Source organism: Janthinobacterium sp. SUN100 (assembly GCF_030397705.1).
GTDB classification, from domain to species: domain Bacteria; phylum Pseudomonadota; class Gammaproteobacteria; order Burkholderiales; family Burkholderiaceae_D; genus Janthinobacterium; species Janthinobacterium kumbetense.
Map to the genome: position 1 here is coordinate 1213964 of NZ_JAPUBU010000001.1, position 26649 is coordinate 1240612.

Below are 26649 nucleotides of genomic sequence, written 5' to 3' on the forward strand. Positions count from 1 at the left end.
TCACTACAGAATAGAATTGCCGACATGATACCTGCTCCACAAAAACTCGTCCTCGACACCAACGTTTGCCTCGACCTGTTCGTCTTCAACGACCCGCGCTGGGCGCCCCTGCTGGCGGCCATGGAAAGCGGCGCCGTGCATGCCATCACGCGCGAAGATTGCCGCGCGGAATATCTTGTCGTGTTGCATTACAAACATTTGCCGCTCGACGAAGCCAGCCGCGCCGTCGCCGCCGCCCGCTTCGACGCGCATATCAGCGTGGTGGCGCCGCCCGTCTCCGGCGTGCGCCTGCCCGTCTGCACGGACAAGGATGACCAGAAATTCCTCGAACTGGCGCGCGACGCCAACGCCGACATCCTCATCACCAAGGACAAGGCCCTGCTGAAACTGGCCCGCAAGACGGCCAAGGCCGGCATGTTCAAGATCATGGTGCCGGAAGGCTGGGCCTTGCCAGGCTGAGCCATCGAGGGCTGCACGGAACGCCACGCGCTGCGCTAGAATGGGAAACGATTCCACTTTCCGCACCGCGCCCCTACCGCTCATGAACAGCCCGTCCCTGCCCTGCACGACTCCCACCCTGACCACCCGCTTGCCTCTCGTGGGCACCACCGTGTTCACCCGCATGTCCAGCCTGGCGGCCCAGCATGGCGCCGTCAACCTGGGCCAGGGCTTTCCCGACTTCGATTGCGACCCGGCCCTGGTCGATCTCGTCGGCGACGCCATGCGCGCCGGCCACAACCAGTATCCGATGATGACGGGCGCCGCGCCCCTGCGCGAGGCGATCGCCGCGAAAATCGCCAGCTTGTACGGCCACGGTTATGATGCCGGCACGGAAATCACCGTCACGGCCGGCGCCACGCAGGCGCTCACCACCGCCATCCTGTGCTGCGTGCACCCGGGCGACGAAGTCATCGTCATCGAACCGGCCTACGACAGTTATTTACCCGCCATCGCGCTGGCCGGCGGCGTGCCCGTGCTGGTGTCCATGCAAGTGGGCGAGTCCGGCTACAGCGTGCCGTGGGACAAGCTGGCCGCCGCCGTCAGCAGCAAGACGCGCTTGATCATCATCAATACGCCGCACAATCCGACGGGCACGATCTTGCGCCCGGCCGACATCGCCGCGCTGGCCGACATCGTGCGCGGCACGCAAATATTGATATTGTCCGACGAAGTGTACGAGCACATGGTGTACGACGGCGTGCCGCACGCCTCGCTTTCGCGCAACCCGGAACTGGCGGCGCGCAGCTTCATCGTCTCCAGCTTCGGCAAGACGTATCACGTGACGGGCTGGAAAGTCGGCTACGTGGCGGCGCCAGCAGCCCTGACGGCGGAATTTCGCAAGGTGCACCAGTACAACGTGTTTACCGTCAACACGCCGATGCAGCACGGCATCGCCGGCTACATGGCAGACCCGCAGCCCTACCTGGACTTGCCCGCGTTTTACCAGCGCAAGCGCGACCTGTTCCGCGACGGCCTGGCGGGCAGCCGCTTTACCCTGCTGCCGGCCGACGGCACGTATTTCCAGTGCGTGCGCTACGATGCCATTTCGCAAGAGACCGAAGCGCAGTTCGCCGAATGGCTGACGACGGAAATCAAGGTGGCGGCCATTCCCGTCTCCGCGTTTTACGTGCAGGGCAAGGAGTCGGGCATCGTGCGCTTCTGCTTTGCCAAGAAAGACGAGACCTTGCGCCTGGCGCTGGAGCGCCTGCGCAGCATATAACCGAGCACTGAACATGGCTTCGCTGCGGCGGGGCAAAGGATGACAGATGGTACAGCGTCGCATCGGCCCGGCCGACCTGGTTCCCGGCGAACCCCTGCCCTGGGATCTTTTTCTGGCGGACCATAGTGCTGGCCCGCAACTACGCAAGGGGCAGATCATCACGGACGGCACGCAGCTGGGCCGTTTGCTGCAGCTGGGCCTGTACGTGGGCGCACCGGACCAGCCGTCCGTCTTGCGCTTGCTCAATGAGGCGGCGCAACGCCTGGAACGGCTGCTGCTGGACTTGCGCAGCGAAAGCAATGCCGAGCGCGACGTGCGCGACATCGCCCGCGAACTGCTGCGCGCGCTCGAACACGATGCCGATATCGCCCTGGCCAGTATCCTGCTCAACCAGATCGCCGGCAGCTACGCCGTGCGCCACTGCATCGAAACAGCCTTGCTGGCCATGCTGGTGGGCCGCGGCATGCACAAGTCGCACGATGAACTGCTGTTGATCGGCGCGGCCGCGCTGACGATGAACGTGGGCATGCTGCGCCACCACGACAGCTTCCAGGACCGGCGCGGCCCCCTGAACGACGACGAAATGCGCATCGTGCGCCAGCATCCGCAGGAAAGCACGGAATTGCTGCGCTGCGCCGGCGTCGATGACGAGGAATGGCTGAGCTGTGTACTCTTGCACCATGAAAACGACGACGGCAGCGGCTACCCGCAGGGGCGCACGGCCGATGAAATCCTGCAAAATGCCAAGCTGATCGGCCTGGCCGACCGCTATTGCGCCCGCGTCTCGGCGCGCAACTACCGCCGCTCCATCGTCCCCGACCAGGCGCTGCAGCACATCTTCCTCGACCAGGGCGTGCCCATCGACCCGCTGCTGGGCGAGCAATTCGTCAATCTGCTGGGCAAGTATCCGCCCGGAACCCTGGTACGCCTGCGCAGCGGCGAACTGGGAGTGGTGACGCAACGGGGCGCCGGCCATGTGCATCCGCTCAGCGACCCGCTGGGCGCGCCGCTGGCCGCCGCCGAGCTATCGCAGATGACGCCGCGCGACACGGGCGACAGCCAGTTCGCCATCGTCTCGTCGCTGCACGAAGACGATGCCGGCATGCATTTCAGCATGCGGCACGTGTGGGGCGACGAGGCGCGGCTGTAGACTGGCCGGGCACCAGGCACGGCTCACTTCACGGTTTCGGCGGGCGGATGCCCGTGTACTGTGCGCTGACCAGCAGCCATTGCTTGTCGACAAGCCGAGCGACATAGCCGGCGCGCAGGGCGAAATTGCGGGCTATCCCATCCTGGTTGAGACGGTAGGACAGCCGCGCCGAGATGAGCGCCGTATCGCCAAACTGACGCACCACCGGTTCATCGACCTGCAGTTGGGGACTCGGCCGCTTCTGCTCCGGCGCATAGAAGGCGAGCATTTTTTCACGCCCGTCCACCTCGCCGACCGGCGATATTTCCACATAATTCTCCGCCGTGATGGCGTTCAAGGCCACTTGATCAAAGTTGCTCTGCGCCTGCGCATGGCGCTGCACCAAGGCGACCAGTTCGGCATCGGCGGGAGCCGCGTGCGCGCTGCCGATAACGCCCAAGGCGCCCAGCAGACAAGTGGAGAGGACATGTGGAAGGGTCAATTTCATGCGTATTCATCCTGATCGAGGTCGTTGAGAAGCGTCCGATGCCTGCCGCGGCAGTATCGGACACTCGCTGGCGGGCGGCGCATCGCGAGAAAGCCCACCGTATGCTATCCCCTTGCCCTTTTCTGGCGCATGCCATTGCGACAAAGCGCTTGAATCGGGGGTTGAAACGCCATTTCGCCGGCCCGGGATGCGCAGGGCGATGCCGTCAAAGACGCCCGCAAGCCATGCCTCAGTTCGCGCCCGCAGGAGCGTCCAGCAACTTTTGTTGCAGATCAAGGTTGAGCGCCCACTGCTCTTCCACTGGAATGGCGCGCCGCGAGCTGGTCTTGAGGGAACCTTCTTGCGTCCACAGAAACGGATAAAAATTCAGGCAGAGGTCGCCGGGCAAAGGCAATTCGGGCAATTCGGGCAATTCGTCAAACTCCTGCCCATCGCCGGGCTGCCGGCCGTAAAACTGCCGCAACTGGCGAGTAAAAGCCCATTCGACGAACGCCGTGTAGCCGATCTCCAGCGCTTCCCACGCCAGCGTCTCGGGCGCCAGGTAATACATCTTGCCCTGGTCGGCCCCGAGTGCGCCGCCGTTGATGGCAAAGAAGCCGCCGAGCACGTCGTCGGCCACCAACAGAAAGCCGTCGGCCTTTCCTTCGTTCCACGTTGCAATGTTCCGCTCCAGCTTGCCATGTCCCGAGCCCAATATCCGCAGCCAGCCGTCATCCACCAGAATGCCCCCGGTTTCATAGGCGATGGCGCCGAGGGGGGAACGCGTGGTGACCTGCAGGCTCAGCAGCACATCTTCCCTGCCGGCCGAGGGCGGCAGCAATTCCACCGGGATGTCGGCCTCGCTGGCCCATTGCCGGATCAGCGGAAACGCCGGGTCTTCACTATCCAATAATTCATTCAATGTACGCATTGCACCTGACCTTATCGATGACCGCTTCCGGCGGTCGGAGAGTTCATGACGACGCTGGCACTGCCAGGCGGGCGGCGCCCGGCATTCCAGCGGCTCGCCCCTGGCGCGATCCAGTATCGATGGCGACATCTGGACGCTGCGCAAATTTTACACATAGCCGCCCCGGCACCCCTGCACGCCTGCCAGCAGCCACGCAAAACCGGCCTGAGCCGCCGTCCCACATCCCGTGCATTCCCCCGAATCGACCGTTCATCCTGCGCCTGGCGCCATTCGTCGTCCTGCGCTCGCCCGTCAGGGCGGCCGCACATACCATGCCGATATGACCACTCCACTCCAGTTCAAGTCCGGCCAATTCTATGGCGACGTGCATCACGGCGCGCGCGGCAGCATTTTCGACATCCGCCGCCTGAAGGCCACGCGTGGCGAAGATGAAGTCGAAACGCACCGGCATGACGATGCCCACTTCGTCTTCGTTTTGTCCGGCACGTATATTTCCAGCGCCCTGCACGCCCCGCCGCGCGCGCCTTCGCCCACCCTCGTCTTCAATCCTGCCGGCACGACGCACCGCGACCGCTTCGTCGATGGCAAGGGCAGTTTCATGACGGTATCGCTCGACCCTGCCCTGCTGTCGGGCGCCGAGGAATTGCATGCGGCCCAGGAGTGCGCCACCGTGTTGCGCGATACGGCCAGCGCGGCGGCCGCGTTCCGGCTCGCGCGCGAAGTGGGCCGCGGCGGCGACGGCGCCCTGCTCGAAGCGGGCGCGTGGGAGATGCTGGCCAGCCTGCACAAGGCGCCCCGGCAGGCGCGCCCCGCCCTGCCCGGCTGGGCCCACCAGGCGTATGAAGCCGTGATGGACCTGGCCAATGACACGCATCTGCGCATCGCCGACGTGGCCGCCGCCCTGGATGTGCATCCCGTGCACCTGGCCCGCGTGTTCCGCCAGGCCTGGGGCTGTTCGCCGGGCGACCTGCTGCGCTGGCGCCGCGTCGACCAGGCCAGCGGCCTGCTGCGCCGCCCGGAACTGAGCATGGCCGACGTGGCGCTGAGCGTGGGCTTTGCCGACCAGAGCCACATGACGCGCGCCTTCCAGGCCCGTTACGGCATGACGCCCAGCAACTATCGCCGCCAAATGTTTCAAACGTCCAAGACAATGCCCAATTTGCAAGACTAGACTGCACTTTTCCAACTCAGGAGTACACCATGTTGCGATACCTCCCCCTTCTTCTCGCCTTCGGCAGCAGCGTCCACGCAGGCGAACTGGACGGCGTCACCACCGCCATCGAAGCGGGCGACTTCAAGCAGGTCACCAGCGTCGTGGTGGCGCAGCATGGCAAGCTGCTTTACGAACACTACTTCGACAAGGATGGCGCCGAAAGCCTGCGCAACACGCGCTCGGTGGGCAAGACGGTGGCCGGCATGCTGGTCGGCCTGGCCATCGAGCGCAAGCTCTTGCGCACCGACACCCCCGTCCTGCCCTACTTTCCGGAACTGCGCCCGCTGGCCCATGCCGACCCGCGCAAGGACAAGATCACGGTCGAGGACTTCCTGACCATGAGCTCACTGCTCGAGTGCGACGACGACAACCAGCATTCGCGCGGCAACGAAGAGCGCATGTATCTGGTGGAAGACTGGAGCCGCTTCGTGGCGGACCTGCCGATCCGCGGCTTTCCCGAATGGCAGCCCCGCCCCGAGCAATCGCCGTACGGCCGCGCCTGGAGCTATTGCACGGCCGGCGTAACCCTGCTGGGACCGCTGCTTGAAAAGGTGAGCGGCCAGGGCGTGCCGGACTTCGCCGCCGCCAATCTGTTCAAGCCGCTTGGCATCGACAAGGTGAAATGGCAATTCCAGCCCAAGGGCAGCGCCATGACGGGCGGAGGCTTGCAGCTGCGCAGCGTGGATCTGATGAAGCTTGGCCAGCTCTACCTCGACGGCGGGCGCTGGCATGGCAAGCAGGTGATGCCGGCCGAATGGGTCAAGCGCTCGATCGCGCCCCACGCCAACGCGCGCGAAGGCATGGACTACGGCTACCTGTGGTGGCTGCAACCGTTCACGGCCAATGGCCGCACGGTGCAAAGCTATGGCATGGCGGGTTCCGGCGGCAATAAAGTGCTCGTCCTGCCGGAACTCGATGCCGTGGTCGTCATCACCACGACCAACTTCCAGGTGCGCGACGCCCATGGCATCAGCGAAAAATTGCTGACCAAGCTGATCCTGCCGACATTGATGCGCCCGTAAGCGCCCTTCATTTTGCGGACGTCAGATACGCCCGCAAGCCATGCGTGAGCACGAAAGGAAACACGCTCGCGTGATCTTCATCCGCGAAGACGCGCAAGCGCGTCTTCAGGCCGGGGAACTTGCGCGATGTCAACTTCCCATCGAATTCGCGCAAGTCGGCCACCATGTCGGCGTCCTCTTCCGAACGCGAACGCTTCTTGCCCGCTGCCAACTTTTCCAGGCCGCCGATGCCGAAGAACACGGATGCCGGCAAATCCTTGTGGCTGGCCGCGTACGCCTGCTCGCGGTCGAACATGACGCCGGCGTCGTACCACAGCGACGGGCTGCCGAGGACGTAGTGCTCGAAGGTGCGCGGTTCCGTCAGCAGGAATTGCAGGCCCAGCAGGCTGCCGTAGGAATGGCCGATGAACACCTTGCGCTGCATGTTCGCGCGATAGTGCTGCGCAATAAAGGGAAATACCTCGCCCGAGATGAACTGGCCATACGCCTTCGCTTCGCCGAACGCGGGCTGCCGCCCCGGCATGTCCGAGCGGTAATCGTGCTTGCGCGGCGTGGTGGGAGTGTAGTCGCGGCGCCGGCTGTACACCCCGCCGTCGCCATTCGCGTACGACAAGCCGACCACGATGACTTCTTCCATCCCCGCATGCTTGTTCAGGCGCTGCGCGATATTGCGCACGACGGGAAATGCATAATTGGCGTCGACGACGAACAGTACCGGATAGCGCTTGTTGCCCTGCCGATAGGAATCGGGCAAGGCGACATACAGCTGGTAATCGCGCTTCAACGCTTGCGCGCGGAGGTCGCGCACTTCCGTATTCTCAAGAACGTAGCTGGCGGGGGCGCTGGCGGGGGCGGCCAGCGCGCTGTTGGCCAGGCAGCAAAGGACGATGAGCAGATTCAGAGGCTTCAAGCTGTTTCTTTCATTGAGGTAATAGTTACTTCGCCGCAGCCGCCGTCAGCTGCACCAGCTTGCGCTCGACAAACGCCTGCAGCTGGGGCGACAGGGTTTGCAAGCCCTTGGCCCGCTCGAACGCCTGGCGCGCCTGGGCCGGGTGGTTGTCGGCTTGCAAGGCGATGCCGAGGCCCATCCACCAGACGCTGTTGTCGGGCGCCGCCTGCAGGGCCAATTGGTAGTGTTCGGCCGCTTCGCGGTAGCGCTGCTCGCGCTGCAGCACGCCGGCCAGGAAGGCGTGGTATTCACCGTTGTCGGCGGCGTACGGCAGGCTGCGCATGAGGGTATCGAGGGCCGCCGCGCCGCCATTGGCCTTGTCCAGCTGCAAACGGGCCAGCATCATCGCTTGCGCCGGCTGTTTCGGGTCCAGCGCCAGACTCAGCTGCAACTGGCGCGCCGCCTCGTCGGGACGCTGCGCTTCCAGCAGCAGGCGCACCAGGGTTTCGCGCGCGCCCTGGTGGCGCGGATCCAGCTGCAGGGTCTGCTGCAAGGCCAGCATGGCGTCGGAGACGCGGCCATCCTGCAACTGGGCCAGCGCGCGCCGGTATTCATTCTCCACGCGCTGCTGCGGCGTGACTTGTTTTCCGTCAATGATGCGTTCACTCACAGCGGACGCTGCCGTCTTTACCACGGGCGCAGCGGCAGGCTTGGCGGCTTGTTCCGTGATGCGGCGCATGTCGGCGGCACGCAGCTTGGCGGGCGCGGGCGTGGCTTCCTCGGCCTGAAATACGGGCTCGGGTTCCGCCGCCACAACGGGTACGGGCGCGGGCGCGGGTGCAACGACGGCAGGCGCCGGTGCCGGCACTGGAACCAGGACCGGCGTGCTGGCCACGCTGACCAGCACGGGCGGCACGGCCGGGCGCTTCAGGTAGACCCAGCCCAGGGCGATGGCGGCGGCCGTCAAGCCTGCGGCGCCGCCGAAGACCAGCGCGCGCGAGACGCCCCGCTCGCGTTCGGGCACGGAGCGGATACCGGCCGCGTCGCCGCGTCCATCGGGGGTGCCGCGGGCATCGAGGTCTTGCAACATCTTGTTAATCAGGCTCATCTACAGGCTCATCTTCGTCATCGGTTCAATAAAGTCCAGCTCGCGCCGCAGGCGGCGGCCAGCACGCCGGCACCGGCCAGCCATGGCCACGGCCTGCGCCAAAAGCGGTGCGGCTTGCTGGCCAGGGTGTCGCTGGCGGCCAGCGCCACGTGGCGGCCGCCGACCTGCTGCCGCCCTTCGCCATACGCCACCATCAGCGCCTTGTGCGCCATGATATTGATCAGGCGCGGGATGCCGCCGGACGCCTTGTACAGCTTGCCCACGCCGCCGCGGCTGAACAGGCGCGCGCCATCGAAACCGGCCACGCGCAGGCGGTGCGCCACATAGAAATCCACGTCGTCGCGCGACAAGGGCCCCAGGTGATAGTGAAAGGTGATGCGCTGCGCCAGCTGGCGGATTTCCGGCAAAGCCAGCTTGACGTCCAGTTCCGGCTGGCCGAACAGCACGATCTGCAGCAGCTTGCGCTTTTCCGTTTCCAGATTCGTCAGCAGGCGCAGCGCTTCGAGGCTGTCGACGGGAATCGCCTGCGCTTCGTCCAGGCACAGCAGCACGCGCTTGCCTTGCGCCGCCAGGTTGAGCAGGCGCAAGTTGAGTGCGCGCAGCAACTGATGCTGCTCAATATCCTTTTCCAGCAAGACATCGAGGTCCTCGGCCAGCGCCAGGATCAGCGAACGGGGCGACAAGTTCGGATTCGGGATGTAGGCCGTGACGAAGTCCGGCCCCAAGGACTGCATGAACTTGCGGCAAAGAAAAGTCTTGCCTGTGCCCACTTCGCCAGTGATCTTGATGAAGCCCTCGCCATTGCGCGCCGCCACCAGCAAGGTGTTGAGCGCCTTTTGCGACTGCGGGCCGTTAAAGAAGAAACTGGTATCGGGCGTGAGGCCGAACGGCGCCTCGCGCAAGCCGAAATGGGCCTGGTACATTTAGCGCCGCTCCGACGGACGGCGCGGGTCGAGCGCCTCGATGCGCTTGCCCGAATCGAGCAAGTCCTCGTTCCAGCTATTGGCGCCATCGACGATGGTCGGCTTGATCAGCACCACCAGCTCGCGCTTCTGGATCACCTGCCCCGTGTTGCGGAACAGCGCGCCCAGCACGGGGATATCGCCCGCGCCCGGTACTTGCGAGCGGTCCGACGTCGTGGCCTGGCGCATCAGGCCGCCGATGGCGACGATGCGGCCATCCTGGCTGCGCACCATGCTGTCCATCTCCGACGTGCTCGATGCCGCCAGCGGCAGTTTCAGGGAACCGGCGCTGCCCAGGTCGATTTCCTTGCTGATGGTCGACACCTGGCTGACGGACGGGTGCACGTGCAGGATGATGTTGCCATCCGCGTCGATCTGCGGCGTCACGTCCAGCACCACGCCGGAAAAGAAGGGCTGCAAGGTCACGTTGGGGCTGGTCGTCGCGCCGCTGGCCGTCGTATTCGTCGTGGTCGACACGCCCGTCACGTAAAACTCGTCCGTGCCAATCTTCAGCACGGCCTTCTGGTTGTTCATGGTGGCGATGCGCGGGCTCGACAGCACGTGCACGGAGCCTTGCGATTCCAGGAAGGAAATCATCGCCGCGAAATTGGCCGTCTGGAAGGCCAGGCCGAACATGGAACCGGCCGAGGTCGCCGCCGAGCTGAGGCCGAAGCCGCTGCTGGCCGTCAAGCCGCTGCCATTCGTCATGTTGGGCGGCTGGCCGCCGTTGAAGGGCAGCGGCGCCAGGGTGCCGCCCGGCTGGATGAAGCCCGTCGAGATGCGGTTCGTGTGGCCGCTCTTGATCGAGGCAAACGAGGCCCAGTTGATGCCAGTCTGCGTGTTGTCGTTGAGTTCGACTTCGAGGATTTTCGCTTCCAGGATCACCTGGCGGTCGACGGACAATTGCGTGGCCTTCAGGTACATGTCGACATTGCGCAACTCTTCCGGCATGGCGCGGATGACGATCACGCCCGATTGCGGGCTCAGCACCACTTGCCGGCCGCCGTCGCTGCTGCCGACGATGGCTTCCAGCGCCGCCTTCAGTTCCGGCCAGAAATCGGCCGTCGACGAGGTGGTCAGGTTGCTGCTGTCCAGGGTACGGCCGCCCTGGCCGCCATTCGTTTGCTGGTTCTGCTCGTTGTTGTTGCCCTGATTGTTATTGCCGCCATTTCCGCTGTTGCCGGAGCCGCCCGAGTTGGTCGAGCCCACGGAACCGACCGACGTCGACGACACGCGCAAGTTGGAACTGCCGCGGCGCGCGCCCGTCAGGTAATTGACGTGGAACAAACGCGTCTGCATGGTCAGGGGCTTGATGTAGATCTGCGTGCCCTCGACCTTGTAATCGTAGCCATACAGTTCGCGCACGGCGTCGAGCGCCTGGAACAGGGTCACGTCCTTCAGATTGGCGGAAATCGTGCCGCCGATGTCGGGATGGACCAGCATGTTGTAGCGCGTGCCGGCCACGATGGAAGTGAAGAACTGGCGCGCCGGCACATTGTTGAACGCCACGTTGAAGCGCTCGTCGAGCGCGGCGCGGGCCTTCGGCAATTGCTGGGCCAGGGCCGCCACGGGCGGCAGCAACGCCGCCTCCACGGCGTCCGGCTGGGCCGCTGGCGCCGTGGTGGCTGCCGCGCCCTTGACGGCATCGGTGATCGCATTATAGGTGTCGCGCTTGACGGGCGCGACATTGCAGCCGCCCAGGCCCAGGCTGACGCTGATGACAGCCGCCATCGTACTGATCTTGAACATGCTCGCCTTGTGTTGATTGAGTTGCTTGGCCACTTCTTCTACTCCTGCTTGCGGTCGGTCTTGCTATCGGTCTTGCGATCGGCCTTGTTGTTGGTCTTGCTGCTGGGATACAGCTTGAAGGTTTCCAGTGATTTGCCACGCCGCAACAATACGGCCGTGTCGCGGATTTCCACCACCACGGCGTCGCCCACCTTGCCGCCCACCTTGACCGTCTGGCCATCGATGACGGCCAGGCGGCGTCCGCCCGGCTGGGTGGAAACGAGCACCGATTGCAGCTGCGGCCGGGCAGCGACGACGGGCGCGGCGTCGGCGGGCGCCCACAGGGCCGCGGGCGGGCGCGTCGGGTCGTCGAGCGCCTGCGCCTGCGCACCCGGCGATGCCAGGCTCAGGATCAGGAAGGGCGCCAGCAACGCGGAACCCAGGGTCAGAGTGCGATCCATGTATCGTCCATGCTGAGGGTATGTAAGGTCAGGGTCAGGGTGGCGCCCGGGTAACTGGCAGCGTCGAGGTGGGCGGCGCCCCAGAAGACGCGCGTCGGCATCGCTTGCAGCGCCTGCATGTATTGCACCATGTCGGCATAACTGCCTTGCAGCACCACTTCCACGCCATGCTGGTGCAGCAAGGGGGCCGGGGCTGGCGCCCTGGCCGCCGCATCGCCGTTCGCGCTGTCGGCCTGGCGCGCGCCCACGGCGCTGGCGGGCAGGGTTTTCAGCGACACCACGCGCAGTCCGGCGTGCCGGCGCAGCAAGTGTTCGAGCAGGGTGACCATGCGCTCGGGCGCCACCAGGCCATGCTGCTTCTCGCGCAGCGCCTGCGCCAGGGACGCCGTTTCCGCCTGCAAGGCCGCCAGGCGCGTGCGCGCTTCCTGGTCGGGATCGGTGGCATGGGCCAGCATGGTCAGCTCGATTTCCTTGTCGGTGGCGCTCAGGAGGCTTTGTTTTTGCGCAATGCTCGCCTCCAGCGCGGCGCGTTTCGCCAACAGGGGATTGAAGCTCATGAAATAAAACACGAACAGGACGGCGGCCGCACCGGCGCCGAACACCATCAGCCGCTCGCGCAGGCTGAGGGCGTCGAAGGCGGCGGCCCATTTCTTCAGCAAGGGCAGCATCAGCGTGTTCCTTCCGTAACAGGTTTCGGCGGCGTGGCCGGCCCGGCAGCGCGGTCGGCCGACTGCAGGCTGAACGCGACATACGGCAGGCCAGGCGCCTTGCCCTCGGCCACCGCCGGCTGCCCGGACTGGCTAATGTCGAGGCTGGCGAAGGTTTTGCCTCGCAGTACCTCCTGCTGGCCCAGGCGCGTGATGTACGCGGGCAGCAGCGACGCGTGCAAGGCGCGGCCCTGCAAGCCGAAGTCCTTGCCGGCGCCGGCGATATCCACGCCCGTCAGCCATACACCCTCGACCCTGGCCTGCGCCAGCGCGCGGAAATAGCCGGCATAGCCGAGGGTATTGCCCAGCTTGCCGCTTTCCAGCACGTTCGACGCATCCTGCAGCAACTGGCGTTGCGCCTCGACGGCCGCCAGTTCCTGCGCCAGGGCCGGATCTTTCTTGCGTGGAGGAAAATCGCGCAAAGCCTGGTCGCGCTTCGCCTCGCCTTGCGCCAGCGCCGCCTTGACGCCCGCTTCGCGCTGTTCCAGGCCGGTCAAGGCTTGCTGGGCCAACACGCCCACGGCCAGCAGGGCCAGCGCCAGGCCGCCCAGGGCCAGCCCGGCCGTGCGCGCCGACATATGGTGTTTTTGCAGTTCAAACTGGGGATTGAACAGATTGATCTGCTGGCTCATGCGCCCTTCCCTTCATGCTTGCCCGGGTGCAGGCCAACCTCGCGCAAGCCGGCGCCGATGGCCAGGAAGTAGCGTGCCTGCATGGCGGGCTCGCGCAATTCGGCGGCTTGGGAAAAATCCAGCACCGTGGCCAGGTCCAGCTGCTCGACCGGCATGTAGAGATTGTCGGCCAGATAGGCGTGCAAGCCATCGGCCGCGCCCGTCATCAGCATCAAGCGGGCCAACGAAATGAAATGAAACTGGCGGTCGAAGTGGTCGAACGAGCGCTGCAGTTCCAGGGTGACGCGGTCGTAATACTGGCTCGCGTCGGGCGACTGCAATTGCGTCAGGGTCACGTCGATGCGGCGCGCCTGGTACAGCTCGCCATTGAAACTCATGGTCAGCAAGCCGCCGTCGCCATCGAAATACAGCACGGCGATGCCGCGTCCCGGCGTTTCCAGCAAGGTGGCGATATTACGCTGCGCCATCTCGGGGATATCGATCACGGACAGGCCGATCTTGCATTCGGCGTACAGCGCCTGGCGCCGCGACACGGCGCTGTTGCGCGCGGCGACGGCAAACACGCTGCTGCCGCGCTGGGTGCCGTTCGGGTCGCCGGGGATGTCGAACACGTCGATGGTGGCTTCGGCCAGGGGAAAGTCCAGCATGTCCTTCAGGCGCCAGCCCACGGCCGTCTTCAGCTCCTCGCGCGGCACGGCAGGCGCTTCCAGCGACAGCAACTGGTACTCGCCGCCGGCCAGCACGGTGGTGCAGTGGCGCGCTGCCGCCTGCACGTCCTTGCCCAGTTTTTCCAGCACCTCGGCCGGCGCCGGCCGCGCGGCCGCCTGGTAACTGGCGCCCAGCACGCGCGGCATGCCGTCGGCGGGACGTTCGACAACGACAGCGCTGACGCCTTCCCGGCCAAACGCCGTGGCCAGCCAACCCTCATACTTCCTTGCTCTTGCGAATAAACCCATGCGACCTATCCAGTGTAAGTGCCTGCCCGATCTTGTCGCGCAGTTAATGCATCCAGCCAATTTTAATTCATGAAGCCAACTTTATTGTGTAAAAACAATAAATTAGCGATCTTTTTTTCATGCAGTTGACCTTACTGCGACAGCACGGCTTGCAGGCGGCGCTGGACGTAATCGGCGTTATTGCCCGCATTCGGACAGCCAGAGGCGCCAGGCTGGTTGCACGCCGTGGCCGTGATGGTCCAGCTGGTCAAGGTGCCGGGCCCCTTGGCCGTGCTGCATTGCACGCTGACGCTGAACGACGACAGCGTCGTGCCTGCCGGCAAGTTGAAATCGGCCGGACCGATGCACGCCGCGCCGGTGGTCAGGCCGGCGCCGATCTGCTGCTGCAGCCCCCATTCGAGACCGGCGCGCGCGGCCTGTTCGGCGCGCACGCCCTGCACGTCCATGGCCGATTCCGTCTGCTGGAAAGTGGAGATATTCACCATCACGGCCGCCAGCGCGGCCAGCACCACCAGCAGGAAAATGGCCGTGACGAGGCTGAAACCGCGCGTGCGGCCAGCGCGATAGCGCAGCAAGCGCCTCATGGCGTATTCCTCGCCTGTACCTGTTGCACCAGGCGCAGCACGCCCGTATTGCTGTTCGCCGCCCCAAGACTCAGGTCGATATTCACCAGACCCCGCTGCACGTTGGCCAAAATGCCATAGCTGAAACGGCAAGCCGTCACCTGGCGCGCCAGCAGTGCTCCCTTCTTCGCCTCCAGCGGCGCCGTGTTTTCCACAACCGGCTGGGTAGCCTGGATGACATAGCCCGCGTAACGGGTCAGGGTGCCGGTCGCCAGATCGCACGCATAGGTAACGGGCGTCGATACCACCTGGAAACGGTTCGATGGCGATGGCAGCGGCGCGGGCGCCGTCGTGAAGGGATAGCTGCCCAAGGTGACGACAGTGCCGGACACTGCCGTCACGGGCGCGCGGTTGCAGCCATTCGCCGCGCTGCAGGCATACGCATTGTTCGGCGCGTCGTCCCCGCCCAGGTTGTAGACGACGATCTGGTCGCCCACGCTGATCGCCTGGCGCGCGCCCAGCGCATTGACGGGCATGGCGCCGACGACGGTAAAGTTCAGGGGCAGGCTGGGGTCGGGAGGGGTCTCGAAGCTCAGCACATTGCCCAGACCGGCCGGGTCGCTGTCGCTCAGGTAGCGCCCGCCCGTCTTGGTCAGCAACAATTCCAGGTACAGGCCATTGCCGCCCACGCGCACGCTGTTGGGCAGGGCCAGGCGCACATCGCGCGTCAGGCGGCGCGCTGCCGTGTCGGCCGTGTCGGCCAACGCGGCGCGCGCGGTGGTGTCGATATAGCCTTGCACGGGCACGCGGATGAAGACGGCGACCATGGCACCGATGATGCCCGTGATGACGATCACGATGACCATCTCGACGAGGGTAAAGCCGCGCGGGCGGCGCCTGGCGTTATAGAAATTTCTCATGGGATACTCATGGGATACTATTCGGCGCATAGCGCACGCGATAGCCGTCGAGCACGATCTGCTGGTCGGCATACGGCACGACCACCTGGATATGCAGGCTTTCCGTGGCAGGCAAGCCGTTCAGGGCTTGCTCGGTGATCGTCACCAAGGCAGTGTAATTCTGGGTGGGGCTGGCAGCCCAGGCATTACCCTGGGCATCCGCCTTGTACTCCGTGGCTGTGCCATACGCGCTCACGTAATCGTTGACGTTGTCGAACGGCCGCCCCGCGCCGTTCGCCTCTTCCCCCGGCCCTTCCGGGATGGCGCAGCCGGCCGGGCTGGTCGCCGTTTGCGCGGCCGGGTCTTGCGGATCGCAATAGGTAAACCGCGCCAGCTGGATTTCTTCCAGCATGCCTTCGGCAATCGCCAGCGCCTGCTTGCGCAGCTGCGGATCGGCGCTGTGTTGCGTCGTCAGGCTCATCACGCCCAGGATGGCGGCCGAGGCCAGGCCGACGATGACGATGAACAGCACCAGTTCGATCAGGGTCACGCCGCGTTCACGCCGGCGCCGCTGGCTAATGGACATAGCCGGTCTCCCCCTCGACCGTGACGACGCGCTCCGTGCCGTCACCCAGGATGCTGATGTTCAGCCGCGCCGGGAAACCCGATAGCGCCGGGAACACATCGTTCTGCGCATACGGCTGGCCCAGCGCATCGAAATAAAAACCCGCCGTATTGAGGGGAGCGGTGGCCATGGAGACGTTGGACGGACGGCCTTCGCACAGCCAATTGCTTCCCAGGCAATACTGCAGCGTCTCCTTGCTGCCGCTGTTCTTGCCCGCGGGCGGCACCACTTTCTGGTCAGCGCTGCAAACGGCATCGAAGCACAGGGCCACGCTGTTGGCATCGATGCGCACAAACACGGCACGGTTTTGCGCCACCGCAAGTTTTTGCCCGTAGCGCACGATATTCGTCACCTGGTCGGCAAAACCGCGCGCGTCAAAAGTGTCGCGCTGGAAAAACCGGTTAACGGCAAAGGTCGCCAGCAAACCCGCCAGCACCAGCACGGCCACCAGCTCGATCAAGGTGAAGCCGCGTGGGCGGCACTGCCGCCTAGCACGCGGTAGCGCCAGACGTTGCGGCAAGATGATCGATGGCAAGGACAATGGAGATACCCGTAAAAAAGCCCAACCGGCATAGCCTGGCGTTGGGCGGGCGGAAACATGGCGCGGCCGTGCCGGTTTGCCGGCACGGCATCTGCACGCCTGTATTAACTGCAGTTGGCCGGCGTGCCCAGGGCCGTCGCGTCAACCACCGGCGGCTGGACCGGTGTGGTGCCTGCTGCAACCACGGCAGCCGTATAGGTCACCTTGCAATTTGGATGTTTACTGTCAGGCAATACAGTCAACACGGTCCCCGTTGCAGGAGTGGTGGTGGTATCGTAGTCAAGCAGACCACCTGCCGCCGCGGCGATGCCAGGCGAAGCGATACCCGGATAGCCGCTGACGCCCTTGACGTCCGTGCCTTCCATGGTGATGGCAACGCTGTCCGCAGGCGAACCCTTGACCAACCATTGTGCGTGGAACAGGGCCGAACCAGACTTCAAGGCGCCAGCGGCCGCCTGCATCTTGGCCACGCGCGCCTCGGTCGACATGTCGATGAATTTAGGAATCGCCGTGGCGGCCAGGATGCCGAGGATCACGATGACGACGATCAATTCGATCAGGGTAAAACCTGCCTGGGCGCCGCTTTTCATACTACGTAAAGACTTGTTCATTCTTGCTTTCTCCAAAATCAAATAAAAAAACTTCAAAACCAACGCCATGACACCGTCGCTGCACCGGACCAGGAAGCGCGTCAGTTTGCCGCCGGGTCCGGCGATTGCCACACCACGATATCGGGTTCCTGGGCGAGCTTGTCAAGATCGGCATCCGCACGTGGCAAGGTTACCTTAAATTTCACTAAATCAACCCTTTTACTGGGAAAAATATTGCCATTACTAAACAAATAGATGATTTTTTGTTCTTTTTTATCGTACAGCCAATTCCCCGCAGGTAATTTTGCAAGCTCCGGCTGCGCGAACTCGCCCAGGTAGTTGGCCGGCTTATCCATCAGCCAGTCGAACGGGTTTTGCCGCGCCAGCGCCGGCAACTGGTCGCGCCGGTCCGCCAGGTACAGGTGCAGCACCTGCACCCGCAAGCTGGTGCGCAGCACGCCCAGCATCTGCGCCACGGCCACCTGCTGCGCCTGCTGCTGGTAATAGCCGACGCGGTTCAGGAACACGGCCGTCAGGATGGCGAACACGCCCGCCACCACCGCCAGCTCGAACAGGGTGAAACCGCGCTGGCGCAACGGTGTTGCCATCAGTGCAGGGCCGCCCGGCCCAGGTCCCAGATCGGCAGGAAGATGCCCAGCGCCAGCACCAGCACCATGGCGCCGAGGAAGACGATCAAAATCGGCTCGATCTGCGCCGACAGGGTTTTCAGCTCGTAATCGACTTCGCGCTCGTACATGTCCGCGATCTCGTCCATCAGGTCGTCGAGCGAACCGGATTCCTCGCCCACGGCGATCATCTGCAGCACCACGGGCGTGAACACGCCGGCCGCCACCGAGGTGCGCAAGATGCTTTCGCCCCGCTCGACGCCGTCGCGCATCTGTTCCACGCGCGCGCTCAGATACGTGTTGTCGACCGTTTGCGACACCACCGTCAGCGCCTGCACGATGGGCACGCCGCTCGTGCTCGACAGGGCGAAACTGCGCGCGAAGCGGGCCATCGTGCCCTTCAGGATGATCTTGCCGGCGATCGGCAGGCGCAGCTTGGCGCGGTCCCACTTATATAAGCCCTCTTTCGTGCGCAGCCAGGCGCGCCAGCCGAAAAAGCCGCCCACGCCCAGCATCAGCAAGATGGGCCAGTACGTCACCGTAAAGCGCGAGATACCGATCAGGATGCGCGTCATCAGGGGCAGTTCCGCATGGAAACTGGCAAACACCTTCTCGAACTGGGGAATGACGAAGATATTCACCACGATCATGGCGGCCAGCATGGCGAAGACGACAAAGGTCGGGTAGCGCGTCGCCGTTTTCACGCGTGCGCGCATGTCGCGGTCGAATTCCAGGTGGTCGAACAGGCGCAAAAACACTTCATCGAGGCGCCCCGTCATTTCGCCCACGCGCACCATCGACAGGTAGAACGGCGTGAAGATGGCGGGATGGCGCGCCATGGCGGCCGACAGTTCGCGGCCCGCGTCGAGCGATTCGCGCACGTCCTTGATGATGCGCCCGAATGCGGGGCTGATGGCCGACTCCTGCAAGCCGGCCAGGCCGCGCATGATGGGCACGCCCGCCTTGAGCAGCGTGTACAGCTGGCGGCTGAACAATTGCACGTCCATGGGCGTGACCTTTTTCTCGGTCAGCTTGTCCCACCAGCCCAGTTGGTTGGCGCCCGCCTTCGTCACCGTCTGTTTCGTGGCGCTAATATCGACGGGCGTGCTGCCGCCCGCCATCAATTGATCGGCCACGGCGCCGCTATCGGCGCCTTCCATCACGCCGGTCAACAGTTCGCCGCTGGCGCTGCGCGCCTTGTAGGAGAAAAACGGCACCTCAATCCTCGCTCTGGTTGCTGATGCGCATCGCTTCCATCACCGTCGTGCGGCCCTGGACCACCAGCTGCACGGCGTGGCGGCGCAGGGTCTCGCCCGCCATCTGCGCCGTCGCCACCTTCATGAAGTGGGACGGATCGGCATGGTTGGCGGCATCGGCCACGGCGCGCGTGATTTCCAGCAATTCGTACACGCCCGTGCGGCCCCGGTAACCCATGCCGTTGCAATGCGAACAGCCCTTGCCGTGGAAATACTGGTTGCGTTCGACCAGCTCACCCAGTTCCAGGCGCAGCCATTCGTATTCGTTCGGCGTGGGCGCGTACGGCGTGCTGCAACTTTCGCAGATCACGCGCACCAGGCGCTGCGCCAGCACGGCTTGCAGCGAGCTGCCCACCATGTAGCGCGGCACGCCCATGTCCATCAGGCGCAGCGGCGTGCTGATGGCGTCGTTCGTATGCAGGGTAGACAGCACCAAGTGACCCGTCATGGCGGCGCGCAAGCCGATTTGCGCCGTTTCCTGGTCGCGCATCTCGCCCACCAGCACGATGTCGGGATCTTGCCGCAGGGCCGAGCGCAGCACCCTGGCGAAATTCAGCTCGATCTTGTCGTTGACTTGCACTTGGTTAATGCCCGGCAAGCGGTACTCGACGGGGTCTTCCACCGTGATGAGCTTTTTTTCCACGGAATTGAGTTCGGACAAGGCGCAATACAAGGTCGTCGTCTTGCCGCTGCCGGTCGGCCCCGTCACCAGCACGAGGCCGTTCGGGCGGCTGACGATGGCGCGGAATTGCGCCACCAGCGCAGGCGGCATGCCGATGGCGTCCAGGCGCAAGGTCGTGCCGCCCTGGTTCAGGAGCCGCATCACCACCGATTCGCCGTATTGCGTCGGCATGGTGGAAATACGCACGTCGATGCGCTGGTTTTTCACGCGGATGGCGAAACGGCCATCCTGCGGCAGGCGCTTCTCGGAAATATCGAGGTCCGACATCAGTTTCAGGCGCAGCGCCAGCGAACTGGCGATCTTGCTGTCCGCTTCCGTCTGCAGGTGCAGCACGCCGTCGATGCGGAAGCGGATCTGCAGCCGGCCTTCCTGCGGCTCGATGTGGATATCCGAGGCGCGCACCTGGGTGGCATCCTCGAACACGGATTGCAGCAGCTTGACGATGGGCGCCTCTTCCAGGCCCGGATTGGCGGCCAGCGCGCCGAAGTCGACGGAAACGTCGCCCAGGTCCTGCTCCAGCTCGCGCGTCAGGGTGGAAATGTCTTCCGTGCGGCGGTAGATGCGGTCGATGGCGGCCAGCACTTCCGTCTCGTTGACGACGGCCAGCTCGATATGGCGCTTGACCAGGCGCGAGATTTCATCGTACGCGAACAGGTCCGTGGGATCGGACATGCCGACCAGCAAACCCTCGCGGCGGTCTTCCAGCACCAGTGCGCGGAAGCGCCGCGCCTGGGTTTCCGGCAGCAGCCGCACCAGTTCGGGGTTGATGTTGAAAAACTTCAGGTTGATGTAGGGAATGTCGAGCTGGCGCGCCAGGGCGCCCGAAATCTGCTCTTCCGTGACGAAGCCGTGCTCGACAAAAACGCGGCCCAGCTTGCGTCCCGAACGCTTCTGTTCCGTCAAGGCCTGGCCCAACTGTTCTTCCGTCAGCAATTTCTGCTGCACCAAAATTTCACCGAGCCGGACTTTCTCTGGCCTTGCCATGCTTGCTCCTCGACAGATTCATCAGACGATGCACGCCAGCGGCGCGCGGGGGTATTTTATTCCAGAACCTGTTGTTTCTTAAAGAAAATACATTCCATCATTTGATTTTTGCGCATTTCAACACTCAGCAAGTAAACACTTGCCGCCCGCCGGCACCCATGGCAATAATGGCGGTCGTACCCCGTCTTGCCTGCCGACCATTGCCACTATGAACGCCTGCGCCATCGAGTTCCACAACGTGCATCTGCAGCTGGCGGGCAGCATCGTGCTGCGCGGCGTCGACCTGCAGGTGCGCGCGGGAGAACTGTTCGGTCTGGTTGGCGTGAATGGCGCGGGCAAGACTTCCCTGCTGAAATGCCTGCTGGACTTCTGTACGCCGGAGCGGGGCGAGATCGCCATCTTCGGCCAGCCGCACCGGCATGGCGCGGCGCGCCAGCCCCTGTCGTTTCTGCCGGAGCGCTTCCAGGCGCCGTATTACCTGACGGGCGGCGACTTCCTGCGCTACCTGGCGCGCCTGCACAAGGTGCGCCCCGATGCGCAAGCGCTGCAGCAAACCCTGGACGCGCTGGACCTGGCGCCGGACGCCCTGCTGCGCCCCGCGCGCGAGTATTCGAAAGGCATGATGCAGAAACTGGGGCTGGCCGCATGCTTGCTATCGGGCAAGCCGCAACTGTTGCTAGATGAACCGATGAGCGGACTCGACCCGAAGGCGCGCGCGCAATTCAAGCAAGTCTTGCGGCAAGCGCGCGCGCAAGGCCGCGGCGCCCTGCTCACCTCGCATGCGCTGGCCGACGTGGAAGAATTGTGCGACCGCATGGCCATCCTGCATGGGGGCCGCATCGTGTTTACGGGCACGCCCGCCGAATGCCGCGCGCGTCACGGCGGCGCGCAAGACGCCAGCCTGGAACAGGCTTTCCTCAATTGCATCGCGGCATGAACGCCGACACGCACGTCCCGCTCTCCACGCCGCCCGGACGGCCGTATGCGCCCTCGCCGCACGGCATGTATCTGCGCCATTTCGGCTTGCGCACGGCGCCGTTCAGCATCACGCCGGACCCGGCCTTCTTTTATACGGGCAATACTCGGGGCGAGCTGCTCGCTGCGCTGCTGTATGCCGTCACGCAAGGCGAAGGTATCATCAAGCTGACGGGCGAAGTGGGCAGCGGCAAGACCATGCTGTGCCGCATGCTGGCCGACCGCCTGCCGCCCCGGGTCGACGTGCTGTACCTGCTCAATCCCCGCCTGGAACCGGACGAAGTCCTGCACGCCATCGCCGCCGAACTGGGTCTGGAACTGGACGGCTGCCGCGCCGACGCCGTCCTGCGCGCCCTGCACGGCGAGCTGATCGCCAGGCATACGGCGGGACGCCAGGTGGTGTTGCTGGCCGAAGAAGCACAAGCGATGCCGGGCGCCACCCTGGAAGCGCTGCGCCTGCTGACGAACCTGGAGACGGCCAGCCACAAGCTGCTGCAGATCGTCCTGTTTGGCCAGCCGGAATTGCAGGACACCCTGGACTTGCCCCAGTTCCGCCAGTTGAAGGAACGCATCACCCACAGTTTCAGCGTGCCGCGCCTGCCGCCAGCCTTGCTGGACGACTATCTGGCATGCCGCCTGGCCGCCGCCGGCCGCCCGGCGCCGCTCGTTTTCACGCCGGCCGCGCGGCGCCGGCTGGCGCGCGCGGCGCAGGGCATCGTGCGCAGGATCAATATCCTGGCCGACAAAGCCTTGCTGGCCGCGTTTGCCGACGATGCGCAGGAAGTCAGCGCGCGCCACGTGCGCCTGGCCATCGCCGACAGCCCCTTTTACCGCCCGCCCTGGCATGCGGGCAAGCTGCTGGCAGGCGCCTTGAGCGCGCTGATGCTGCTGCTGGCCTTTGCTCTGCTGTGGCAATGGCGGGCGGGCAGCGAGGATCGGACAGCGGCGACAGCCAGCATGGCGACGCCGGCAAGCCAGGCATCCCACGCATCCCAGGCACGCTCCGCCGCGCCCGCCGACGCGGCCCCAGGCACGCTCAAGGCAGCGCTTATGCGCGCACCGCAGCCCGCCCCGTCGACGCTGCTCGACAGCAAGCTGGCCGAATCGCGCGACTGGCTGGCGCGGCAAGGGCCGCGGCAACTGGTGCTGCACATCGCCAGCTTGCCCGCCACCGAGACAGTTGCGGCGGAAACCTTCCTGCGGCAGGCGCAGCAAGCCACCGGCCTGCACGACCTCCACGTGTTTCGCCTGCCCGGTGCCATGCCCGCAACCGCGTCCGCGCCCGCAAATACGCCGCCCGCGACCTCCGCCGCGCGCCTGCTCATCGTCTATGGCAGCTTTGCCGACCAGGCCAGCGCCGAAGCCGTGTGGGCCAGGCTGGCCCCGGCGTCGTCGCAGAAAATATTGCTGAGCGACATAGACAGTATCCGCACAGAAATAAAAGCCCTGACACCGGAAAAACCGGGGCGTGGCGCCCCCTGACTTTATTTCAGCATATTGCCTCCCAAGCCTGCACAGCCGATTGCTTTTAAGCGATCATGCTGGGTAAAATTACAAAAGCACAACACGACTTCAAGGGCGAACTTTTCATGACTCAACACCCTATTCCTGTGCTGACCTCTTGGGTCGCCCTCGCCTGCAGCACCATGCTGGCCGGCTGCGCCACGCATCAAACGCCGCTGTCGCCGGCCCACCTCAATGCCGCGCCCGTCGCCGCCGGCGTCATTCCCGAACCGGTGCAGCAAAGCAGCGCGCTGGCCGCGCCCCTGCCCGCGCCCAAGGTGGAAACCTACAGCGTCACCGTGCACAAGGTGCCCGTGCAATCGCTGCTGTTTGCGCTGGCGCGCGACGCGGGCATGAATATCGACATCCACCCGCAGATCGAAGGCAGCGTCACCCTGAATGCGCTGAACCAGACCCTGCCGCAATTGCTGGCGCGTATCGGCAAGCAAGTCGATATGCGCTACGAAATCGATGGCAAGAACCTGACGGTGCTGCCCGACGCGCCCGTCTGGCGCACTTACAAGGTCGATTACGTCAACATGGCGCGCAGCACCAACAGCAGCGTGAATATCGCCACGCAAATCTCCACGGCGGGCGGCGGGTCGAACAACGCCAGCAACCCCGTGGGCAGCACGCAAGGCAGCGGCGGCAACGGCAATAACAATTCGACCACCCTCGTCGTAAATCGTTCGGAAAATAATTTCTGGTACAGCCTGGAAAAGAATATCCGCGACCTGCTGCGCGAAACCACGCTCAACGACGTGCAGGTGGACCCGCTGGCGCAGCTGAACCAGCAATTGACGAGCATGCCAGGCCAACAGGGACAGCAAGGCCAGCAGCAGAACCAGGCCGGCGCCTACCCTGCCGCCGGTGCGGCGGGCCAGTATGGCGCCCAGCCGCCGATGCAGTATGGCAACCCGAACGGGAGCCAGAATACGCCGGGACAGCAGGCGCCCGGCCAGAATGCAGCTCCCGGCCAGCCGCTGGACGCGAACGGCATGCCGCTGCTCAAACTGGCCAACAAGGGCAGTCCCTCGTCCGTCGTCGTCAACGTCGAGGGCGGCCTGATCGCCGTGCGCGCCACAGGCCGCCAGCATGAAAAGATCGCCGAATTCCTCGACGCGGTATTGCACAGCGCCAAGCGGCAAGTGCTGATCGAGGCAACCATCATCGAAGTGCGCCTAAGCAATGAATATCAGCAAGGCATCAACTGGTCGCGCCTGACGGGCAGCCTGCAATTGCGCCAGGGACAAGTGGGCACGGCGGGCCTGTCCAGCGGCGTCACGCCGAACGCCACGCCCGGCATCTTCCTGCTCAATTATCTGAAGGACAGCTTTTCCACCACCATCCAGCTGCTCGAATCGTTCGGCAAGGTGAAAGTGCTGTCCAGTCCGAAGATCAGCGTGCTGAACAACCAGACGGCCATGCTGAAGGTGGTCGACAACAATGTCTTCTTTACCATCAAGGTGACGCCCGCCGTGATCAGCTCGACGGGCACCATCACCACGCCGGCCACCTATGAATCGAAGCTGGAAACGGTGCCCGTCGGCTTCGTCATGAGCGTCACGCCGCAGATTTCCGACAGCGATGAAGTGACCCTCAACGTGCGCCCCACCATCACGCGCATCGTCGGCTACGTGCAAGACCCGAATCCGGCCCTGGCCACGGCCAACGTGCAAAGCCGCGTGCCCGTGATCCAGGCGCGCGAGCTGGAATCGATCATGAAAGTGGGCAATGGCCAGATCGCCGTGATGGGCGGCCTGATGCAAGACTCCATCGACAATGCCAAGGATGGCGTGCCGGGCCTGTCCAGCCTGCCCTTGGTGGGTAATCTGTTTACCTACCGCAATGAGGCAAGCAGCAAGACGGAGCTGGTGATCTTCATGCGCCCCGTCGTCGTCAAGGATGCCAGCGTCGAGGGCGATTACCGCGATTACCGCTACCTGCTGCCCGGCCAGGCGCCGCTCAACACCCAGCCCTACACGGATGGCCCGCCAGCGGCGCCCGTCCGGCCGCAGGCGCGCTTGCAGGGAGACTTCCCATGAGCTTGCTGATGCAGGCGCTCAAGAAAGCCGAGCGCGCCAAGCAGAACAGCCTTTCCGACGAAGAACTGGAAAAGCCGTCCGAAGCCTACGACCAGGTGCTGGAACTGGCGCCGGCCGACGCCCTGCCGCCCCGTCCCGCACCAGCGCCAGCGCCCGTGCAGCCGGCAAGCACCTTGCGCCTGGAACCGCTGACGGACGCGCCCGCGCCGCAGCCGGCACAGAGTGCCTCCCAGCCTGAGCCACAGCCAGGGTCGCAGCAAGGCGCGCAGTCAGGCCCGCCGCCCGAGCCGCCGCGCGCCCGTCCGGAAGCGCCGCCCGCCCGGCCACGCGCCAGCCGCAGCAATCCGCCGCCGAAAGGCCCCACGGGCCCCATCAGCGTCGACCCGGTCACCGTGCGCCTGGCCGTGCTGCTGGCGATCCTGCTGCTGGTGGTCGGCTCCATGGCGTACTGGTACTGGCGCGCCAGCACCAGCCCCGGCGCGGGCGCCAACTTGCCCGGCGTGCCCATGCCGCTGACGGATGCCCCTGGCACGGCCGGCGTCGCCGGCCCCGTCGTGGTGGTGCCGGCGACGGGTGCCGCGCCGCCGGACGCCATGACGCCCGCGGCGCTGCCGCCCGACACCCCGCGCGACGCGCGCCAGCCAGAGTCAGCACAGGACCAGCAAGCGATGATACAGGCGGCGGCCCAGGCCGCCGTAGCGGCGCAGCTGGCGCACATGGCGCCGCCCGTAGCGCCCAGCCTGCCACCGGTGGCCGCGCCCGACAACAGCCAGATCCAGGTGCAGCGCAGCGTGGCCGCGCCGCAAATCAACCCCGACGTGCAGCAAGCCTATCAAGCCTTCAACGGAGGCCAGTTGGGTCTTGCTCGTCAGCAATATGAAACGGTGCTGCGGCAGGATGCGACCAACCGCGATGCGCTGCTGGGCCTGGCGGCCGTGGCCCTGCGCGAAAACCAGGGCGCGCAGGCGGCAGCCCTGTACGTGCGTTTGCTGGAAATCAATCCCGACGATGGCGAGGCGCTGGCCGGCCTGATCGGGCTGCGCCAGGGCGACGTGGCGCAGAGCGAGGCAAAATTGAAAGCCATCCTGGCGCGCAACCCCGACAGTGCCCCCGTGCTGTTTGCACTGGGCAATGTGTACGCCAAGCAGCGCCGCTGGAACGAAGCGCAGCAGCAATTCTTCCGCGCCTACGGCGCCGCGCCGGGCAACCCCGACTATGCCTTCAACCTGGCCGTGGGCCTGGACCGGCTGAACCAGCCCCGGCTGGCCGCCACGTATTACCAGCGCGCCTTGACCCTGGCGCAGACGACGCCCGCCGCCTTCGACCAGGCCGTCGTGCAAACGCGCTTGCGCGAACTGGCGGCCCCTGCAGCCCCGGCCGAGCCGGCCGTCATCACACCCCGTCAGGAATAAGCA

General features: G+C 65.0%; 27 protein-coding genes. 9 read left to right on the forward strand and 18 right to left on the reverse strand.

What is annotated here, in order from left to right; translation table 11 throughout:
* Positions 1–24 precede the first annotated feature (24 nt).
* The 3 genes from O0881_RS05265 to O0881_RS05275 all read left to right on the forward strand — a co-directional run bounded on the left by O0881_RS05265 (position 25) and on the right by O0881_RS05275 (position 2870).
* Complete coding sequence (locus O0881_RS05265) at positions 25–459, forward strand: putative toxin-antitoxin system toxin component, PIN family (RefSeq protein ID WP_034781135.1); 435 nt, start codon at positions 25–27, stop codon at positions 457–459.
* Positions 460–541: 82 nt separating this feature from the next.
* On the forward strand, positions 542–1720 hold the full coding sequence (locus O0881_RS05270) for a pyridoxal phosphate-dependent aminotransferase (RefSeq protein ID WP_289910470.1): 1179 nt from the start codon (positions 542–544) through the stop codon (positions 1718–1720).
* A 46-nt stretch (positions 1721–1766) separates the two neighbouring features.
* Positions 1767–2870, forward strand: a complete 1104-nt coding sequence (locus O0881_RS05275; protein ID WP_099667534.1) for an HD domain-containing phosphohydrolase — start codon at positions 1767–1769, stop codon at positions 2868–2870.
* 28 nt (positions 2871–2898) lie between these two features.
* Here O0881_RS05275 and O0881_RS05280 read toward each other — a convergent pair whose 3' ends face one another.
* Positions 2899–3357, reverse strand: a complete 459-nt coding sequence (locus O0881_RS05280; protein ID WP_289910471.1) for a nuclear transport factor 2 family protein — start codon at positions 3355–3357, stop codon at positions 2899–2901.
* 229 nt (positions 3358–3586) lie between these two features.
* On the reverse strand, positions 3587–4267 hold the full coding sequence (locus tag O0881_RS05285) for a DUF2625 family protein (RefSeq protein ID WP_289910472.1): 681 nt from the start codon (positions 4265–4267) through the stop codon (positions 3587–3589).
* Between the two features lie 319 nt (positions 4268–4586).
* Here O0881_RS05285 and O0881_RS05290 point away from each other — a divergent pair, with 319 nt between their 5' ends.
* Complete coding sequence (locus O0881_RS05290) at positions 4587–5438, forward strand: helix-turn-helix transcriptional regulator (RefSeq protein WP_099667531.1); 852 nt, start codon at positions 4587–4589, stop codon at positions 5436–5438.
* Positions 5439–5467: 29 nt separating this feature from the next.
* Positions 5468–6502, forward strand: a complete 1035-nt coding sequence (locus O0881_RS05295) for a serine hydrolase (RefSeq protein ID WP_289910473.1) — start codon at positions 5468–5470, stop codon at positions 6500–6502.
* Between the two features lie 7 nt (positions 6503–6509).
* Here the strand turns inward: O0881_RS05295 and O0881_RS05300 are convergent, their stop codons facing one another.
* The 16 genes from O0881_RS05300 to O0881_RS05375 all read right to left on the reverse strand — a co-directional run bounded on the left by O0881_RS05300 (position 6510) and on the right by O0881_RS05375 (position 20711).
* Positions 6510–7412 carry an alpha/beta hydrolase-fold protein gene (locus tag O0881_RS05300; protein ID WP_289910474.1) on the reverse strand — a complete coding sequence of 301 codons (903 nt, stop codon included), beginning with the start codon at positions 7410–7412 and terminating at the stop codon, positions 6510–6512.
* A gap of 25 nt (positions 7413–7437) precedes the next feature.
* Entirely contained in the window at positions 7438–8499 is a 1062-nt protein-coding gene (locus O0881_RS05305; RefSeq protein WP_289910475.1) for a tetratricopeptide repeat protein, read from the reverse strand.
* A gap of 17 nt (positions 8500–8516) precedes the next feature.
* Complete coding sequence (locus O0881_RS05310) at positions 8517–9422, reverse strand: AAA family ATPase (protein WP_289910476.1); 906 nt, start codon at positions 9420–9422, stop codon at positions 8517–8519.
* Positions 9423–11210: a pilus (MSHA type) biogenesis protein MshL gene (gene mshL, locus O0881_RS05315; RefSeq protein ID WP_289897537.1), complete on the reverse strand. Its 1788-nt coding sequence runs from the start codon at positions 11208–11210 to the stop codon at positions 9423–9425.
* Between the two features lie 38 nt (positions 11211–11248).
* A complete protein-coding gene (locus O0881_RS05320) occupies positions 11249–11650 on the reverse strand; it encodes an MSHA biogenesis protein MshK (RefSeq protein WP_257218982.1) in 402 nt (133 codons plus the stop codon).
* Positions 11635–12318 carry a type II secretion system protein GspM gene (gene gspM, locus O0881_RS05325; protein WP_289910477.1) on the reverse strand — a complete coding sequence of 228 codons (684 nt, stop codon included), beginning with the start codon at positions 12316–12318 and terminating at the stop codon, positions 11635–11637. Before gspM ends, O0881_RS05320 begins: the two co-directional genes overlap by 16 nt.
* Positions 12318–12989 carry an MSHA biogenesis protein MshA gene (locus O0881_RS05330; protein ID WP_289910478.1) on the reverse strand — a complete coding sequence of 224 codons (672 nt, stop codon included), beginning with the start codon at positions 12987–12989 and terminating at the stop codon, positions 12318–12320. Before O0881_RS05330 ends, gspM begins: the two co-directional genes overlap by 1 nt.
* A complete protein-coding gene (locus tag O0881_RS05335; RefSeq protein ID WP_289910479.1) occupies positions 12986–13945 on the reverse strand; it encodes an agglutinin biogenesis protein MshI in 960 nt (319 codons plus the stop codon). The genes O0881_RS05330 and O0881_RS05335 overlap by 4 nt, the downstream gene beginning before the upstream one ends.
* A gap of 131 nt (positions 13946–14076) precedes the next feature.
* Positions 14077–14529 (reverse strand): agglutinin biogenesis protein MshP, encoded by a 453-nt coding sequence (locus O0881_RS05340; protein ID WP_289910480.1) that lies wholly within the window; start codon positions 14527–14529, stop codon positions 14077–14079.
* On the reverse strand, positions 14526–15428 hold the full coding sequence (locus tag O0881_RS05345; protein WP_289910481.1) for a prepilin-type N-terminal cleavage/methylation domain-containing protein: 903 nt from the start codon (positions 15426–15428) through the stop codon (positions 14526–14528). The genes O0881_RS05340 and O0881_RS05345 overlap by 4 nt, the downstream gene beginning before the upstream one ends.
* A 7-nt stretch (positions 15429–15435) precedes the next feature.
* The gene (locus tag O0881_RS05350) at positions 15436–15993 is read right to left on the reverse strand and encodes a type II secretion system protein (RefSeq protein ID WP_289910482.1); all 558 of its coding nucleotides are present in this window, start codon (positions 15991–15993) and stop codon (positions 15436–15438) included.
* Positions 15983–16573, reverse strand: a complete 591-nt coding sequence (locus tag O0881_RS05355; protein WP_354670208.1) for a type II secretion system protein — start codon at positions 16571–16573, stop codon at positions 15983–15985. Before O0881_RS05355 ends, O0881_RS05350 begins: the two co-directional genes overlap by 11 nt.
* 104 nt (positions 16574–16677) lie before the next feature.
* Positions 16678–17184: a type II secretion system protein gene (locus O0881_RS05360; RefSeq protein WP_289910484.1), complete on the reverse strand. Its 507-nt coding sequence runs from the start codon at positions 17182–17184 to the stop codon at positions 16678–16680.
* Between the two features lie 80 nt (positions 17185–17264).
* Entirely contained in the window at positions 17265–17771 is a 507-nt protein-coding gene (locus O0881_RS05365; RefSeq protein ID WP_289910485.1) for a prepilin-type N-terminal cleavage/methylation domain-containing protein, read from the reverse strand.
* The gene (locus O0881_RS05370; RefSeq protein ID WP_289904674.1) at positions 17771–19006 is read right to left on the reverse strand and encodes a type II secretion system F family protein; all 1236 of its coding nucleotides are present in this window, start codon (positions 19004–19006) and stop codon (positions 17771–17773) included. The genes O0881_RS05365 and O0881_RS05370 overlap by 1 nt, the downstream gene beginning before the upstream one ends.
* Position 19007: 1 nt before the next feature.
* On the reverse strand, positions 19008–20711 hold the full coding sequence (locus tag O0881_RS05375; protein ID WP_034781098.1) for a GspE/PulE family protein: 1704 nt from the start codon (positions 20709–20711) through the stop codon (positions 19008–19010).
* A 208-nt stretch (positions 20712–20919) separates the two neighbouring features.
* On the opposite strand from O0881_RS05375, the gene O0881_RS05380 reads away from it, so the two are divergent.
* The 4 genes from O0881_RS05380 (at position 20920) to O0881_RS05395 (ending at position 26646) form a co-directional block, all read left to right on the forward strand.
* Positions 20920–21648, forward strand: a complete 729-nt coding sequence (locus tag O0881_RS05380; protein ID WP_289910486.1) for an ABC transporter ATP-binding protein — start codon at positions 20920–20922, stop codon at positions 21646–21648.
* Complete coding sequence (locus O0881_RS05385; protein ID WP_289910487.1) at positions 21645–23168, forward strand: AAA family ATPase; 1524 nt, start codon at positions 21645–21647, stop codon at positions 23166–23168. The genes O0881_RS05380 and O0881_RS05385 overlap by 4 nt, the downstream gene beginning before the upstream one ends.
* A gap of 107 nt (positions 23169–23275) precedes the next feature.
* Positions 23276–25234: a pilus (MSHA type) biogenesis protein MshL gene (gene mshL / locus O0881_RS05390; RefSeq protein ID WP_289910488.1), complete on the forward strand. Its 1959-nt coding sequence runs from the start codon at positions 23276–23278 to the stop codon at positions 25232–25234.
* Positions 25231–26646, forward strand: a complete 1416-nt coding sequence (locus O0881_RS05395; protein WP_289910489.1) for a tetratricopeptide repeat protein — start codon at positions 25231–25233, stop codon at positions 26644–26646. Before mshL (O0881_RS05390) ends, O0881_RS05395 begins: the two co-directional genes overlap by 4 nt.
* Positions 26647–26649 lie beyond the last annotated feature (3 nt).